Source organism: Lachnoanaerobaculum sp. ICM7 (assembly GCF_000287675.1).
Lineage (GTDB): Bacteria > Bacillota > Clostridia > Lachnospirales > Lachnospiraceae > Lachnoanaerobaculum.
Genome location: NZ_ALJL01000010.1, coordinates 1 through 16,039, shown reverse-complemented (window position 1 = coordinate 16,039; position 16,039 = coordinate 1). Strand labels below are relative to the sequence as shown.

The 16,039-nt window shown below is 36.6% G+C and carries 12 protein-coding genes and 1 other RNA gene; 11 read left to right on the top strand and 2 right to left on the bottom strand.

Annotated features, from left to right (window positions below; translation table 11 throughout):
• Both HMPREF1140_RS01790 and HMPREF1140_RS01785 read right to left on the bottom strand, forming a co-directional pair.
• Complete coding sequence (locus HMPREF1140_RS01790) at positions 1–2,463, bottom strand: PEP/pyruvate-binding domain-containing protein (protein WP_009662220.1); 2,463 nt, start codon at positions 2,461–2,463, stop codon at positions 1–3.
• 68 nt (positions 2,464–2,531) lie between these two features.
• On the bottom strand, positions 2,532–3,128 hold the full coding sequence (locus HMPREF1140_RS01785; RefSeq protein WP_009662213.1) for a TetR/AcrR family transcriptional regulator: 597 nt from the start codon (positions 3,126–3,128) through the stop codon (positions 2,532–2,534).
• Between the two features lie 275 nt (positions 3,129–3,403).
• On the opposite strand from HMPREF1140_RS01785, the gene HMPREF1140_RS01780 reads away from it, so the two are divergent.
• From HMPREF1140_RS01780 to HMPREF1140_RS01735, 11 genes are all read left to right on the top strand, one after another.
• Positions 3,404–4,522 carry a 5-bromo-4-chloroindolyl phosphate hydrolysis family protein gene (locus tag HMPREF1140_RS01780; RefSeq protein ID WP_035619716.1) on the top strand — a complete coding sequence of 373 codons (1,119 nt, stop codon included), beginning with the start codon at positions 3,404–3,406 and terminating at the stop codon, positions 4,520–4,522.
• 4 nt (positions 4,523–4,526) lie between these two features.
• On the top strand, positions 4,527–5,720 hold the full coding sequence (locus HMPREF1140_RS01775; protein WP_009662216.1) for a toxic anion resistance protein: 1,194 nt from the start codon (positions 4,527–4,529) through the stop codon (positions 5,718–5,720).
• A gap of 12 nt (positions 5,721–5,732) precedes the next feature.
• The gene (locus HMPREF1140_RS01770; protein WP_009662217.1) at positions 5,733–7,070 is read left to right on the top strand and encodes a glycoside hydrolase family 32 protein; all 1,338 of its coding nucleotides are present in this window, start codon (positions 5,733–5,735) and stop codon (positions 7,068–7,070) included.
• 7 nt (positions 7,071–7,077) lie between these two features.
• Positions 7,078–7,707 (top strand): aminoacyl-tRNA hydrolase, encoded by a 630-nt coding sequence (gene pth / locus HMPREF1140_RS01765; protein WP_009662203.1) that lies wholly within the window; start codon positions 7,078–7,080, stop codon positions 7,705–7,707.
• Between the two features lie 8 nt (positions 7,708–7,715).
• Positions 7,716–11,054, top strand: a complete 3,339-nt coding sequence (gene mfd / locus HMPREF1140_RS01760) for a transcription-repair coupling factor (RefSeq protein ID WP_009662204.1) — start codon at positions 7,716–7,718, stop codon at positions 11,052–11,054.
• Between the two features lie 50 nt (positions 11,055–11,104).
• An RNA gene (gene ffs, locus HMPREF1140_RS13155) (signal recognition particle sRNA large type) lies at positions 11,105–11,367 on the top strand.
• A gap of 222 nt (positions 11,368–11,589) precedes the next feature.
• Positions 11,590–12,558: a 6-phosphofructokinase gene (gene pfkA, locus HMPREF1140_RS01755; protein ID WP_007595061.1), complete on the top strand. Its 969-nt coding sequence runs from the start codon at positions 11,590–11,592 to the stop codon at positions 12,556–12,558.
• A gap of 1 nt (position 12,559) precedes the next feature.
• Complete coding sequence (locus tag HMPREF1140_RS01750) at positions 12,560–12,928, top strand: DUF6145 family protein (RefSeq protein ID WP_007595063.1); 369 nt, start codon at positions 12,560–12,562, stop codon at positions 12,926–12,928.
• Between the two features lie 2 nt (positions 12,929–12,930).
• Positions 12,931–13,353: a GtrA family protein gene (locus HMPREF1140_RS01745; protein ID WP_009662208.1), complete on the top strand. Its 423-nt coding sequence runs from the start codon at positions 12,931–12,933 to the stop codon at positions 13,351–13,353.
• A complete protein-coding gene (gene dusB / locus HMPREF1140_RS01740) occupies positions 13,353–14,312 on the top strand; it encodes a tRNA dihydrouridine synthase DusB (protein ID WP_009662218.1) in 960 nt (319 codons plus the stop codon). Before HMPREF1140_RS01745 ends, dusB begins: the two co-directional genes overlap by 1 nt.
• Before the next feature lie 87 nt (positions 14,313–14,399).
• Complete coding sequence (locus HMPREF1140_RS01735) at positions 14,400–15,764, top strand: exopolysaccharide biosynthesis polyprenyl glycosylphosphotransferase (protein ID WP_009662219.1); 1,365 nt, start codon at positions 14,400–14,402, stop codon at positions 15,762–15,764.
• Positions 15,765–16,039: the final 275 nt, after the last annotated feature.

Sequence of the window (16,039 nt, the reverse complement as noted above, 5' to 3'; positions counted from 1 at the left end):
TCACAATCCTCTGACAATTCCGGTATCGCCGTCTACCTGTATCATATCGCCGTCTTTAAATTTTGTTGTTGCAAAACCCACACCAAGTACTGCCGGAATATTATATTCTCTTGCAACTATTGCGGCATGACTTAGTGCTGCACCGGTATCCGCCACAACAGCACTTGCCAGCTTAAAAAGAGAGGTCCATTCAGGATCTGTGAGATGACAAACCAAAATATCACCTTTTTTCATTTTATAAAACTCTTTGGGACTTTGAATAATGCAAACTCTTCCGACTGCTTTGCCCACACTACCGCTTACACCTTTTAAAATATCACCTTTCGCATCAAAGATAAGCAACTTTGAGGCTTGCCATACTTTTATTGAGAGTGGAAATTTTTCATTCCTGTTTTTGATATTTTCAAGGTCTTTCTTATTCAGATATCCTCTCTTCATAGCTTCTATCAGTTCATTAAAGAAAAGATTGGATATACCGGTTTTATAATTTTCATTTTCAAGTAGAAGCATATTTACTTTAGTAACACATTTTCTGACATAGTAAAATAAGCTTTCCCATAAATACTGACTTTCTTCTCTAACAACATGGAAATATCGAAGGCTGTTAATATCGGCTTCCATGTGCTTATATTTACTGCCATAAACTGACTTTAGCTTCAGCATTAAATCATCAAAACGTTCTGTTTTTTCATTTTTGGTAAAAGTAGAAGCCAATATAGGCTTTAAAATATTAATGAGCCTGTCAGGATCTTCTATAAATGTTTTCGCCTCCAGACAGTAGCAGTTATAGTCTGATTTGAAACCGTTTTTTTGCAAAAAGTCATCAGTCATAGATTTAAAATCATCAAACTCATTATATAAGTTTTTGTAGCTTTCGCCGAGAAGAATAGCTTCCTTTAAATTATTGTTTTTTGATATTTTTTCTGTCATTTTGGAGATATCATTATTTATCGTTGAAGTCTTATTATCCAAGTTTTTATAAAGATCAAAGGCGGTGTAATCAGGATTTATTTTTTTTAGGATTTTACTGTATCTATCAAATACAAGCATTGTAGGAAATAGAGCATATTTAAATCTGTCATAGGAAAGATCCTTAGTCAGTTTATAACTGTACTCTAAAAACTCTCTGCACTCTGTCAGGCTCATATTTTCAAAATCTTTGGATTTCAGTGTTGAGATATATTTCTCATATCTATCCATAAACTGCTCACAGATTTTGGCACAACTGTTAAAGTCTCTGATTTGTTTTAGGACTTTAAATATATGAAAAATATTTTTGGTAATTCCCTTTTTACCTTTTGGAAGAGTCTGTATGCCGTCATTATCTATCTGCGGATCGGTGTCAAAGATTATGCCTCCTTCTGCAAATATTTTGGACTTTTGATTATTGATTGCCATTATAAAATCATAATCCAAAGCTCTGTAGGCAAAGGGCATTTTTTCAAGTTGAAATGACATTTTTTTACGCATACTCTTATTTGGTCTTGTTTTTTTCAAGTAACTGTCTATAAGGGCTTTTTCATTATCATTTTTTAATGTGGTGATAGCCCTTGCCTGTAAAATATATACTTTGTTATCTTTGACAGCCCATTCGATATCCATAGGCATATGGTAATGCTTTTCTATTTTTAGACCGCAGTTTACAAGTTCTGATATTTCATTATCATTTAGAACTCTTGCTTTTCTTTTATCTTCATCTACAGCTATTTCTATAGTGTCCTTGCTTCCATACACTATCTTTGTTTTTTTAGAACCTATGGTGCTTTCAAGAAGTTTGCCGTCTTTTTGGACAATATAGATGTCAGGAGTTACTCTGCCGCTTACAACACTTTCTCCCAAACCATAGCTTGCATTTATTTGCATTTCATCTGCGTTTTGACTTAGCGGATTTATTGTAAAGAGTACTCCGGATTTTTCACTTTCCACCATTTCCTGCACAATTACTGCAATAGATACACAAGTCTGATCATAGCCTTGGTGAAGCCTGTAGCTTACAGCTCTGTTACCCCAAAGTGAGGCATAGCATTTAAGTATTTTAGAGAGGATATCATCTATACTCTGTACATTTAAATAGCTTTCCTGTTGTCCTGCAAAACTGGCATCAGGCAGATCCTCAGCGGTAGCAGATGAGCGAATTGCAACTCTTATATTTTCGCCAAGACTTCTGTATTTATCTGTTATAAGTTGTTGCATCTCTTTTGAAAACTTTCCGGATATTATAAGCTTACGAAAGTATTCGGCGGCTTTTAATAAAGTACTCTCATCAAATGATGCTTCTCTCAAATTTTTTTCTATAATTTTATCTATACCGTTTTCTTTTAGAAAAGCTTTATAGGCATCTGCTGTAATTACAAAGCCATTTGGAACATTTATTTTAGCAGAAGTCAGTTCTCCAAGATTTGCCCCCTTTCCACCGGCAAGTGATATATCTTCTTTTTTAATATCAATAAAATCAAGTATCATATTCCCCCCTGTTTCATTAAAAAATTGTGGTATGCAAAAAGCCTGTAAAAATTTATAAACTTAAAATATTAAATCTTTATATACTTGGTTGCAATTGCGGATATATAAGTTTTAAGTATATCTTCAAAATATTTCTCATCAAAAAGATAGTAGTCTGTACATAGTAAAAAGCTTCCTATAAAGGCACCAGCAAGACCACATTCATCGGCAGTCTTTACTACAGAGTTATCCTTCCAGTAATTTACAAGCTTTTTTAAAAACTCCCCATACAGTTTTTCTATTTGATTCATCTCATCAGATTTCTTTGTTTTCAGTATTTTAAATGCCTCTTCATATACAGGTTGTGCTTTTATCTTTTGCATCAAATCCAAAGAATATTTGTATATGACATCAGTTAAAAATCCCACAGGATCCTTAATTGAGCTTGAAAAATTTTCTTCAAGAGCTTTTAATTTCTGACCGGATCTATATGCCGCCAGATCAATAATAAGTGAATCTTTATCCTTCCAAAAATTATAAAAGCTGCCTTGTGCAATACCGACTCTTTTGGTCAATTCCGAAATGCTTAAAGATTTTGTCCCGTTATTATGAAACAGCTCAATGGCGGTATTCATAATATTTTCTTTTATTATTTCCTTTTCTTTTTCACTGAATGCTTTTCCCATACTCCTCCTTCAAATTCGGTACTCTATGAATATATTCATACTTATTCATAGATATTATACTCCTAATAAAGATGGATATCAATGAATATAATTAATATTATTCATAGATTTTTTATAATATTATCAGGTTCAAAAAGAATTAAGCAAAAAATATATTATATAAAAGAAAGCCTGTATGGATGAATATGTTACTATAGAGTAAAATGTGTTTAATATTGATATGCATGTAAAGATGTGGGATAATAAAAATATCAGGAAGTATTAACGAGGTGAGTATGCAGGAAAAAAAGGATTGGAACGGTATCAGAGGTTATATAGATCATATTTTTGATGAAACGGATATAGGAAACAGTGCAAAGAAATTTGCAGACAATGTTGTTGACAGCCTGAGGGAAGTGAACAATCTTACAAAGGAAAATTATAATAAGAATGCAGTGAGTGTAAAGGTAAATAAAAGCAATAGGACAAATATTTATTTAAGGACCAACAGATCGGATCTGTTTATAAGGATATTTGTCGGATTACCTATGATGATATTTTTCGGTATTCCGATACTTGTACTTACACTGACCGTACTTCCTATTTCATTTACCGGATGGGTTGTGCCGATGATTGCACTTATACCTTTTTTCGGAATAGGAGCATTTCTTGCAATTCCGGCAATCGGTAATCTTAGTCTGGTTGAAAAGGCGGACAGATATTATCGTATAATGAATAATAGGACTTATATGAACATAGAAGATATTGCTGTGATTTCAAATGAAAGTCCTGAAGTTGTGGTAAAAAACTTAAAGAAAATGATAGACAAAAAGATTTTCACACAGGGCCATCTGGATAAAGAAAATAAATGCTTTATGTTAAGTCATGATGTATATAAGGGCTATTTGGCGCTGGAGGAGCAAAGAAAATCGGAACAAAGAAAGAATGATATCATTGAGAAAAAGGTTGATATTAAAGACGGAAGCCTTATATCCGAGGGCAGGGAGTATATTATATCCATTAAAGAGTTGCATCTTGGAATAACAAAGGAGCCTATGTCATCCAAGCTTACAAAGCTTGAGACTATACTTACTGCAATATTTGACAGGGTGGAAAAGGAGCCTAAGGAAACAGAGAAGCTTTATAAGCTTATGAAGTATTATTTACCTACAACTGTAAAGCTCATAAAGATATATTCCGATTTTGACAATGTTATTTCACCGGACAGTGATATTTTGAATACTAAAAAAGAGATTGAATTGACAATAGAGTCTATAAATGAAGCTTGTGGTGAATTCCAAAACCGTCTTTTTAAGGATACCGCATTTGATGCGGACACCGATGCGGCATTATTAAAAGTTATGCTTGCAAAGGAAGGATTGATAGGCGGCGGAATGGAAGAAGATGAGAGGTGAGACTATGAATGATAATGAATTAAAGAACAATGAAATAAATATGGATTCACTGGATGATATGTTAAAGGAAGGTCCAAGTCTGACATTTGATATTGAGGAGAAGGCACCTGAAACCGCTGTAGTGGAGACTGCAAAGCCTGAGAGTGCACCTCAGATAAAACTCTCCCCTGAAGAAGAAAGACTTGTAGAGGAGTTTTCTTCCAAAATAGATATAAGCAATTCACAGGCTGTACTTACATATGGTGTCGGAAGTCAAAAAAAGATTGCGGAGTTTTCGGAAAATGCTCTTGAGAGAGTTAAGACTAAAGATCTCGGTGAGATAGGCGATATGCTTGCCGGAGTGGTAGGTGAAATTCGTTCTTTGGAGATTGAAGAAGAGGACAAGGGATTCTTCGGATTTTTCAAAAAGAGCGGAAATAAGCTTGCAAATATTAAGGCTAAGTATGACAAGGTAGAGGTCAATGTCAATAATATTGCAAAGGCTTTAGAGGATCATCAAGTAACTTTGATGAAAGATGTTTTGATGCTTGATAAGATGTATGAGCTCAATATGAACTACTACAAGGAACTGTCAATGTATATTATGGCAGGTAAGAAAAGACTTGAGAGAGCAAACAATATAGAATTGCCGGAACTTATCAAAAAAGCTGATGAAAGCGGACTGCCTGAGGACACACAAAAAGCTAAAGATTTTTCACAGATGATCAACCGTTTTGAAAAGAAATTACATGATTTGGAGCTTACAAAGACAGTATCATTACAGATGGCACCTCAGATAAGACTTATTCAAAACAATGATTCCATGATGTCTGATAAGATACAGTCAACCATTGTAAATACCATTCCTCTTTGGAAAAATCAGATGGTAATTGCTATAGGATTAAAGCATTCCACCGATGCCGCAAAGGCACAAAAGGCGGTGTCCGATATGACCAATGAGCTTTTAAAAAAGAATGCCGAAAGCTTAAAGGCCGCTACCATAGAAACAGCCAAAGAATCGGAGCGTGGAATAATAGATATCGAGACATTAAAGAGCACAAATAAAACTCTTATATCCACATTTGATGAAGTTATAAAGATACAGGATGAGGGTAGAAAAAAGAGAAAAGAAGCGGAAGCCGAGCTAAGGAATATAGAAAATGAAATGAGAACCAAGCTTCTTGAAATCAGTAACAGACAGGTAAGTGATAATCAATAGATAGGAAATAAAATGAATAATTGGAGACAAAAATATCATATAGAGCCAAAGAGCGGTTGGCTGAACGATCCTAACGGACTTTGTTTTTTTAAAGGATATTACCATGTGTTTTATCAGTATGCTTATGAGCCGAATGGTGGAAATAAATACTGGGCACATCTAAAGTCAAAGGATTTGATACACTGGGAAGAGGCACCGATATTCCTTTCACCGGAACATGAGTATGATAAAAGCGGTGCATATTCAGGCTCTGCTCTTATAAAGGATGATACCATGCATATTTTCTATACCGGAAATGTGAAAAAAGCCGGAGATTTTGACTATATATATGCAGGTAGAGAGAGTAATACAGTTCATGTGACAAGTTCAGACGGAATAAAGCCGGACTCCGGTAAAGTCGTTATGTACAATAAGGATTATCCGGAAGGACTGTCTTTGCATGTCAGAGATCCAAAGGTATTTGAATACGAGGGCAAATACTATATGGTAATCGGTGCCAGAACTATGGAAGATAAGGGAGAGGTGTTGGTTTTTGAATCGGAGGATCTCGATAACTGGAAGCATATCCGTACCTTTGAAACCATGGCAAGAATAGGATATATGTGGGAGTGTCCGGATCTTTTTGAGATAAACGGACAGTGGATCCTTATGGCATGTCCACAGGGACTTGAGGGAGGAAAATATGAATTCCAGAATATTTACTCCTGCGGATACTTTATTATAGAGGGTGATTTCAGAACAAACGGCTTTATAACGGAGTATAAGGAAGCCGACTTCGGATTTGACTTTTACGCACCACAGACATTTGTACATGAGGGTAGAAGACTTTTACTTGGTTGGATGGGTATGCCTGATGCAAGCTATACAAATCCGACTATAGAATATGGATATCAGCATTGTATGAGTGTATTCAGAGAGCTTGACTTTGCAAATAATACATTATATATGAAGCCTGTTAAAGAACTTGAACACTTAAGGAAAGAGCTGTTTGAGTATGGTGAAGAAAATATCTCTTATAAAGTTTCGGATGAAAACAGAGCATTTGATTTGGAACTTCAAAACTTCGGTGATAAGTTTGAGATAGAAATATTTGATACTTTAAAGCTTGATTTTGATGCAGACAGGGGAGACTTGGAGCTTTCATTTATTGCAAACGGATACGGAAGAGAAAAAAGATTTTTAAGAACTAAGAGTATAGAAAATCTAAGGCTTATGATTGATGCAAGCTCTGTGGAAGTATTTGTAAATGACGGTAAACAGGTGATGTCTACAAGAATGTATCCGGAAGAATATAAAGAGATAAAAGTATCAGGGAATATAAGAGGAAAGCTATATAGCACGGCTATATAATTTTACAATGGCATTGCTTGGTATATTAAAGAATTTATTTGATAAAGATAGAAAAGAAAGTAAAATGAAGTTAATAGTTGGTTTGGGGAATCCCGGAAGAGAGTATGTAAATACCAGACATAATGCGGGTTTTTATGTTGTGGAAAAACTTGCATATGAGCTTGGAGAGGATATATCCGAAAGAAAATATAAGGGACTTTTCGCAAAGGTCAGAATAGGGAATGAAAAGGCAATTATTTTAGAGCCACAGACTTATATGAACAATAGCGGAGAATCTGTGAGGGCCTTTATGGATTATTTTAAGATAGAGGCGGCAGATGTCATAGTGGTTTATGATGATATAAACTTGGAGCCGGGAAATTTGCGTATCAGATTAAAGGGTAGTGCAGGCGGTCACAACGGTATCAAGTCATTGATTGCACATATGGGAACATCCGATTTTCCGAGAGTCAAGGTGGGAGTAGGTGAAAAGCCGGCTAAGATGGATCTGGCGGATCATGTACTTGGCAGATTTGGCGATACAGACAAGAAACTGCTTGATGAGGCGGCATCTGATGCCATAGAGGCGATAAAGCTTATGGTGGAAGGTCAGTACGACACTGCAATGAACAGATACAATACCAAAAAGACAAAGTAAGGAAGAATATGAGTTTATTTGAAAATCCCTTAAAAAGATTAGCGGATTTTGAATCTTTAGAAGAAAGTATAGAAAAAGAAAAATTCCCGGTGCAGGTCAGTGATATGTCCGAGCCGGGAAAAGCACATCTGATTTCCGAGCTTATGAAAGAAGAAAAGGCTTGGAAACTTGTTATATCATATGATGAGGACAATGCGAGCAGGCTATATGAAGATATAGGCTGCTTTTTGGACGAGGTTTATCTATATCCTGCAAGGGATCTTTTGTTTTTTACGGCAGATATAAGATCCTCACAGATAACAGCCAAAAGAGTGGAAGTATGGAAACATTTAAGAGAGGATAAGAGCGGAGTCATAGTAACAACGGTGGACGCTCTTATGGATAAACTTGAAGATTATCATAAGTTTTGTGAAGCCACTTTGGAGATTAAAAAAGAAGATATTATCGATATAGAAAAGATATCAAAAAAGCTGACGGATATAGGCTATGAGAGAAGCTTTGAAACAAGTAATCCCGGACAGTTTTCAATAAGAGGAGGAATAATAGATATTTTTCCGCTTACTGAAGAATATCCTGTGAGAATAGAACTTTGGGATGATGAAATAGATGCTATGAAAAGTTTTGATCCGGCAAGTCAAAGATCGATTGATGAGCTGGATTATGTAAATATTTATCCGGCAAGAGAAAAGGTACTTGGCGGTGAGCAGTCATTTTTAAGATATTTTGATTATAAGAATACCCTTATATATATTGATGAGCCTGCAAGAACCATGGACAAGGCAAGAAAAACGGAAGATGAATATAATCAAAGTGCAGCCGGAAGAATAGAATCCGGACAGTACAAAAAAGAAGATATTCCCGATATATTCGGAGCCGATGAGGTGTTTCACAGCTTGAATAAAGCGCCGAGTATTGCACTTACAGGACTTGATAACAGAATAAAGGAACTGGAAATCAAAGCAATGTACTCCGTATTTTCAAGAATGAGCGGAGTATACCATGAAGATTTTACAAATCTTGTGGACGATTTGAAAAAATACAGAGCTGACAAAACCAGAGTTGCCCTTGTTTGTGCATCAAAGACCAGAGCAAAGAGACTTGCGGACAGTTTTAGAAATGATTATTCCTTGGATGCTTTCTTTTCTGAAGGTGAAAAAGATATAAGTATCGCTCCGGGGCAGATTGCAATATTTGTTGGAAATATTCACTCGGGATTTGAATATCCTGCGATCAATTTTGCGCTGATTTCGGAAACCGATATTTTTAAAACTCCGAAGAAGAAAAAGAGAAGAGAAAAAGAATATGAGGGTGACAGAGTAACCTCATTAAGCGAACTGCATATAGGCGATTATATCGTACATGAAGACCATGGTCTTGGAATCTATAAGGGTATAGAAAAGATAGAAAGAGACGATGTAATTAAGGACTATGTAAAGATTGAATATCAGGGCGGTGACAATTGTTTTGTACCGGTTTCAAAGCTGAACAGAATACAAAAATACGGCGGCGGAGAAATAAAAAAACCCAAACTCAATAAGCTTGGCGGAGTAGAGTGGAGTAAGACCAAATCAAGAGTAAAGACGGAAGTCGAAGAGATGGCCAAGGAGCTTGTGGAACTCTATGCAAGCAGACTTAAAGGACAGGGTGTATTCTATGGAGAGGATACTCTTTGGCAAAGAGAGTTTGAAGAAATGTTTGAGTATGAGGAGACATATGATCAGATAAAAGCCATAGAGGATGCCAAGAGAGATCTGGAGACCGGAAAGATAATGGATCGTCTGATATGCGGAGACGTGGGATATGGTAAGACTGAGATTGCCTTAAGAATTGCTTTTAAGGTAATACAGGAAGGATATCAGGTACTTTACCTTGTTCCGACAACCATTCTTGCAAGACAGCATTACAATACATTTGTTCAGAGAATGAAGGACTTTCCTGTAAAAATAGGTTTACTTTCCAGATTTAACACAAAGAAGGAGCAGAATCAGACTGTCAGTGATCTGGAAAAAGGTCTTGTGGATATAGTGATAGGAACACACAGACTTTTATCAAAGGATGTAGCACCGAAAAAACTCGGACTTGTGATAGTGGATGAGGAGCAAAGATTCGGTGTAAGACATAAGGAGAAATTAAAGCAGCTTTGTGAAAATGTAAATGTGCTTACACTTACCGCAACACCGATACCGAGAACTCTTCATATGTCACTTTCGGGTATCAGAGATCTGTCGGTATTGGAAGAGCCGCCTGTTGACAGAAAGCCGATACAGACCTATGTAATGGAGTATCATGATGAGACGGTTAAAGAGGCTATCAGAAGAGAGGTTGCCAGAGGCGGTCAGGTGTATTATCTTTACAACAGAGTCAACAATATAGAAGAAGTTGCCGCACATGTCAGAGCGCTATTACCGGATATAAATGTGGAATATGTGCATGGAAGAATGGATGAGAGACATTTGGAAGAAAGAATGGTCGATTTTATCAATGGTGATGTGGATGTATTGGTAACCACAACCATAGTGGAGACAGGTCTTGATGTTCCGAATGCCAATACCATAATTGTTCATGATGCGGACAGACTCGGACTCTCACAGCTTTATCAGCTTAGAGGTAGAGTCGGAAGAAGCAAAAGAAGTGCCTATGCCTTCCTTATGTATACGAGAAATAAACTTTTGTCCGAGGAAGCTTCAAAGAGACTTAAGGCAATAAGAGAATTTACGGAACTCGGTTCCGGAATAAAGATTGCAATGAGAGATCTTGAGATAAGAGGAGCCGGAAATGTACTGGGTGTAACTCAGCATGGTCATATGGAAGAAGTCGGATACGATCTTTATGTGAAACTTTTAAACACTGCGGTAAGAGCCTTAAAGACAGGAAAGCCTGTGGAAGAAGAAGTGGAGGCAAGTGTTGAGATAGACAGCAGTGCCTATATTCCAAGCAGCTATATTTCCAATGAAGAGACAAAACTTGAGATATATAAAAAGATAGCATTGGTAAAAACCGAGGAGGATTTCCTTGATATGCAGGATGAGCTTATAGACAGATTCGGTGAGATGCCGAAGTCTGTTGCCAATCTTTTGTATGTTGCAAGAATAAAGGCTCTGGCAAGCAGTATGTTTATTACCGATATTATTGTGAATAAGTTGCAGATAAAGTGGACAATGAGAGAAAATAAAGAGATAAAAACGGATAACCTCGATGCTTTCTTAAAGTCCTTCGGAAAGAATTTATCTGTAAAATATGACAAGGTACTGAATTGGGAGTACAGGGATAAGGAGAAAATCTCAACCGAGGACAGGATGGAATTTACTATAAGCTTGCTTGAGAAAATGAGAGAGCAATTGTTTTAGCACATCAAAAATCATTTGACAAATATAGATCATTGCAAGTATACTTGTTAATGCACAGCCGGGAAGATAGCGGTGTCCTGTACCTACAATCCGCTTTAGTAGGGGTGATGTCTTGCCTAGGGTGTTCATTTGCTTGGCAGTCTGGAGTAAGTGGTGTTGAAGCGGGGGTCCCCACGCAATGGAAACTTTCGAACCGTGTCAGGACAGGAATGTAGCAGCACTAAGGAAGACCTTTCATGTGCCGTGAGATAGCCGCCGCAGAGCTAACTGCTTTTGTAACGCTTGTGAATGGCATTCGAAGCAAGACGTGCATATAAAAGGGCATTATTAAGAAATCTGTTTTAGATTTTTTGATAATGCTCTTTGCATTTTGTAAATTAGAATTTGTTAATTCCATGACAAGACTATTGAAAAATGTTTTTCATTAATATAAAATGATGTAGATATTTATATATGTATATTCTTACCGAGATATACTATATAAATTACATATAGAAAAAAGAGTAGATCCGTTTTTTAAAATAGGAGGAAATATATGGCAATAAAAACTATAGGAGTTTTGACAAGTGGTGGTGATGCACCGGGAATGAATGCGGCTATCAGAGCGGTAGTTAGAACAGCAATACATAACGGAATAAATGTAAAGGGAATCATGAGAGGTTATGCAGGACTTTTACAGGAAGAGATAGTAGATATGGACAGTACCAGCGTGTCTGAAATTATTCACAGAGGCGGTACAATTCTTTATACTGCAAGATGTCAGGAGTTTACTACAGCAGAGGGACAAAAAAAGGGTGCCGAAATCTGTAGGAAGCATGGTATAGACGGAGTTGTCGTTATAGGTGGTGACGGATCGTTCCAAGGTGCAGGAAAGCTTTCAGCACTGGGAATCAATACTATAGGAATACCGGGAACTATCGACCTTGATATAGCATGTACAGACTATACTATAGGATTTGATACTGCGGTAAATACTGCAATGGAAGCTATTGATAAGGTAAGAGATACTTCCACATCACATGAGAGATGCTCAATAATTGAGGTAATGGGTAGAAATGCAGGATATATTGCACTTTGGTGCGGATTTGCAAACGGTGCGGAGGATGTGCTTTTACCTGAGAGATATGACGGAAACGAGCAGGTGCTGATTGACAGAATCATTGAAAACAGAAAGCGCGGAAAAAAGCATCATATCATAATCAATGCCGAGGGAATCGGACATTCAACTTCCATGGCAAAGAGAATAGAGGCTGCTACAGGTATAGAGACAAGAGCTACAATCTTAGGTTACATGCAAAGAGGTGGTGCGCCTACATGTAAGGACAGAGTTTATGCTTCAATTATGGGAGCAAAGGCTGTAGAGCTTTTATTGGCAGGTCATTCAAACAGACTTGTTGCATATAAAAACGGTGAGTATGTTGACTTTGATATTCAGGAAGCATTGGCAATGACTAAGGATATACCGGAAGATCAATTCAGAATAAGCAAGCTTTTGGTAAGATAATATGCCTGAAATGATAGACGGATATAATTACGATTGGACAAACAGTGAAAATATGGTGCTATGTGGTGCCAGCTCGTATGTTCAGAAGTATTATTTCAATGAAAAGTTCAAGCTTTTGCCGGATGAGATAAAAAACGAGCTTAAAATAATGTGTGTGTCTTTTGCCGAAGAGGCGGGAGGCATACTTACTATGGAGTTTGATAAGTTCGGTAATTTGAGCTTTTGTGTAAGAGTTGATGATGCCGATTTTTATTTTGACGAGATAGAGAGCGGCTTGAAGATAAGCTTATACCAAAGAAAAAAAGAAGAGCTTTTGTCACAGCTGGAATTGTTTTATAAAGTGGTGATATTGGGAGAGAGTGCAGAATAATTATGCTTGAAAAAATATCATATTATATAAAAAAATATGAGAGTGTATTACTGTATCTTATTTTCGGTGTACTGACCACTCTTGTAAATTTTGCGGCATACCATGTTTGCTATACAAAGCTCCAATTTCCGAACTTGGTATCCAATACGATTGCATGGATATTATCCGTTCTTTTTGCCTTTATAACAAATAAAATATGGGTATTTAAAAGTAAAAGCTTTGAGTTTTCAAAACTGGCAGTTGAACTGTCAGGCTTTATTACGGCAAGATTGTTTACAGGTTTTTTGGATACGGCGATTATGTTTGTTGGAGTAGACTTATTAAAGAGAAACTGGATAATTGCAAAAATAGTCTCAAGTGTGGTCGTAGTTATACTTAATTATATTTTTTCAAAGCTGTTTATTTTTAGAAAGAATAAGGAATAATGCTAAAAGATTTTAAAATCGGAAATATAAATATAGAAGGCGGTTTGTGCCTAGGACCAATGGCAGGTGTAAGTGACTTGCCATTTCGTCATTTATGCAAAGAAATGGGAGCTTCACTTCTTGTTACAGAGATGGTGAGTGCAAAGGCTATCTATTTTAAAAACAAAAATACGGAACCGCTTATGAAAATAGATAAAGGGGAACATCCGATTGCGCTGCAGCTTTTCGGCTCGGACCCCGATATAATTGCACAAATGGCCGCAAGTATAGAGGAAAGAGATTTTGATATATTCGACTTTAATATGGGTTGTCCCGTACCGAAGATAGTAAATAACGGTGAAGGTTCGGCGCTTATGAAGAATCCGAAACTTGTAGAAGAGATACTTACAAAGCTTGTAAAGAGTGTAAAAAAGCCTGTTACATTAAAGATAAGAAAAGGTTTCAATGACGACAATATCAATGCGGTGGAAATTGCAAAAATAGCCGAAGCTTCAGGTGTAAGTGCTGTTGCCATACATGCCAGAACCAGGGAACAGTACTATTCGGGTAAGGCGGATTGGAGCATTATAAAGGCTGTAAAGTCAAATCTCGGCATTCCGGTAATCGGAAACGGAGATGTGGTGGACGGCAAAAGTGCAAAAGAAATGTATGAGTATACGGGCTGTGACGGGATAATGATTGCAAGAGCGGCAAGAGGAAATCCATGGATATTCAAAGAAATCAGAGGGTATTTGAATGGGAAAATCATAGAAAAACCCGAGAAAGATGAAATCGTGGATATGATACTCAAACATTGCAAACTGCAAATGCAATATGATGATGAAATTATGGCTATAAGAAAGATGAGAAAACATGTTGCATGGTACACACATGGTATGAAGGGCTCATCGGCACTTAGGGATAGGGTGAATCATGTTGAAAGATATGATGAACTTGAAAGACTGTTAAGGTCAGTATAAAAGATTTTATCTCTTAATACAAAATTATAAATACATATATTAAAAATATGCTACAATAGTATCGGAGTGAGAGGTATTGGAGGAGATATGAATACAAAGGAACAGTATAAACGAATTGTAAAATTCGGTTCGGCAGCTATCATATTGCTAATAGAAATAGGGCTTTATTGGGCGCTATGGTATTTTCATCTGAATACTATTATAGAGGTAAGATTCTGGAGAAGGGGAATCTGGCTGTTGGCTGCAATGTACGGAATGTTGCTGTTTTTCTTTCTGCAGACATACGGCGGTTTAAAAATAGGTTATTTAAAAAGAGGTAATATAATCTATTCTCATATTTTATCGCTTTTGATAGCCAATGTAATAGGATATATTATACTTGCATTGGTGGATAAAAGATTTCATGCACCGACACCGTTTATAATTTTAACTGTTATAGATGCCGCATTGGTATGTGCCTGGGTTTTTTTATTTCAGTGGATATACAGTGTGCTCTTTCCGCCAAGAAGACTTTTGGTAGTCTATGGAAACAGACCGGTATTTTCCATAATGGAAAAAATAGGTGCCAGAGATGACAAGTATATAATAGGCGGAGTAATAAGTACCAAAGTCGGTATTGATGAAATAATGAAAAGAGCGGAGGAGTTTGAAGGTATGGTTGTAGGAGATATACCTTCACATGAAAGAAATCTGCTTTTAAAGAAATGTTATGATGCAGGTATCAGAGTATATATGATACCAAAGATAAGCGATATATTGATAAGAACTTCCACAAATCTGAATCTGTTTGATACACCTATTCTTCTTTCAAGAAATGAGGGGCTTCAGGCCGATCAGATGCTGGTAAAGAGAATCATAGACGTTGTAGTCAGCGTAATAGGTATAATAATTACTCTGCCACTGTTTGTCATGTTCGGTGCGGCAATACATCTTACAGACAAAGGTCCGGTATTTTATAAGCAGACCAGACTTACACTTGACGGAAAGCTGTTTGAAATATATAAATTCAGAACTATGAGAGAAGATGCGGAAAAGGACGGTATAGCAAGGCTTGCCGGAGAAGATGATGACAGAATCACAGCAGTCGGAAAGCTCTTAAGAGCTACCAGATTGGATGAGCTTCCCCAGCTTTTTAATATAATAAAGGGTGAAATGAGTCTTGTAGGTCCAAGACCTGAGAGACCGGAGATTGCCGCAGAGTATATGGAAGAGCTTCCGGAATTTTCTATGAGACTTAAAATGAAGGCGGGACTTACAGGATATGCACAGGTTCACGGCAAGTACAATACAACACCATATGATAAATTAAAGCTTGATCTGCATTACATAAGAAATTACAGTATATGGATGGACCTTATCTTGATAGTTTTGACACCTAAAGTTTTGTTTATGAAAGAGTCGACAGAAGGCGTCGGAGAAGGTGAAATTACCGCAAATACCAAGGATAAATAATATATTAAAGCAGGATGCATAAATTGATGCAATCCTGCATTTTTTATGTTACAATCATATTACATGGCAGATATTATATTTTTCAAAAATTTCAATAATTATTTTATATTCTTAGTTTTAATGTCTTAATTTTAATTCCCTTTATATCATTGTTGACAAATAAAAGAGAAGCATATACAATCCTGTCTTTGACAGTTTCAAAAGTTAAAATGCCCTTTGAGCCCAGTGTTTTACAGGCTTTAAGGGCATTTTTATTTCGTTTTGAAACTAAAAAA

Excerpts from the sequence above, each read along its gene's own strand:
- HMPREF1140_RS01790 (WP_009662220.1), bottom strand. The coding sequence starts at position 2,463 with ATGATACTTGATTTTATTGATATTAAAAAAGAAGATATATCACTTGCC.
- HMPREF1140_RS01785 (WP_009662213.1), bottom strand. The coding sequence starts at position 3,128 with ATGGGAAAAGCATTCAGTGAAAAAGAAAAGGAAATAATAAAAGAAAAT.
- HMPREF1140_RS01780 (WP_035619716.1), top strand. The coding sequence starts at position 3,404 with ATGCAGGAAAAAAAGGATTGGAACGGTATCAGAGGTTATATAGATCAT.
- HMPREF1140_RS01775 (WP_009662216.1), top strand. The coding sequence starts at position 4,527 with ATGAATGATAATGAATTAAAGAACAATGAAATAAATATGGATTCACTG.
- HMPREF1140_RS01770 (WP_009662217.1), top strand. The coding sequence starts at position 5,733 with ATGAATAATTGGAGACAAAAATATCATATAGAGCCAAAGAGCGGTTGG.
- pth (WP_009662203.1), top strand. The coding sequence starts at position 7,078 with ATGGCATTGCTTGGTATATTAAAGAATTTATTTGATAAAGATAGAAAA.
- mfd (WP_009662204.1), top strand. The coding sequence starts at position 7,716 with ATGAGTTTATTTGAAAATCCCTTAAAAAGATTAGCGGATTTTGAATCT.
- pfkA (WP_007595061.1), top strand. The coding sequence starts at position 11,590 with ATGGCAATAAAAACTATAGGAGTTTTGACAAGTGGTGGTGATGCACCG.
- HMPREF1140_RS01750 (WP_007595063.1), top strand. The coding sequence starts at position 12,560 with ATGCCTGAAATGATAGACGGATATAATTACGATTGGACAAACAGTGAA.
- HMPREF1140_RS01745 (WP_009662208.1), top strand. The coding sequence starts at position 12,931 with ATGCTTGAAAAAATATCATATTATATAAAAAAATATGAGAGTGTATTA.
- dusB (WP_009662218.1), top strand. The coding sequence starts at position 13,353 with ATGCTAAAAGATTTTAAAATCGGAAATATAAATATAGAAGGCGGTTTG.
- HMPREF1140_RS01735 (WP_009662219.1), top strand. The coding sequence starts at position 14,400 with ATGAATACAAAGGAACAGTATAAACGAATTGTAAAATTCGGTTCGGCA.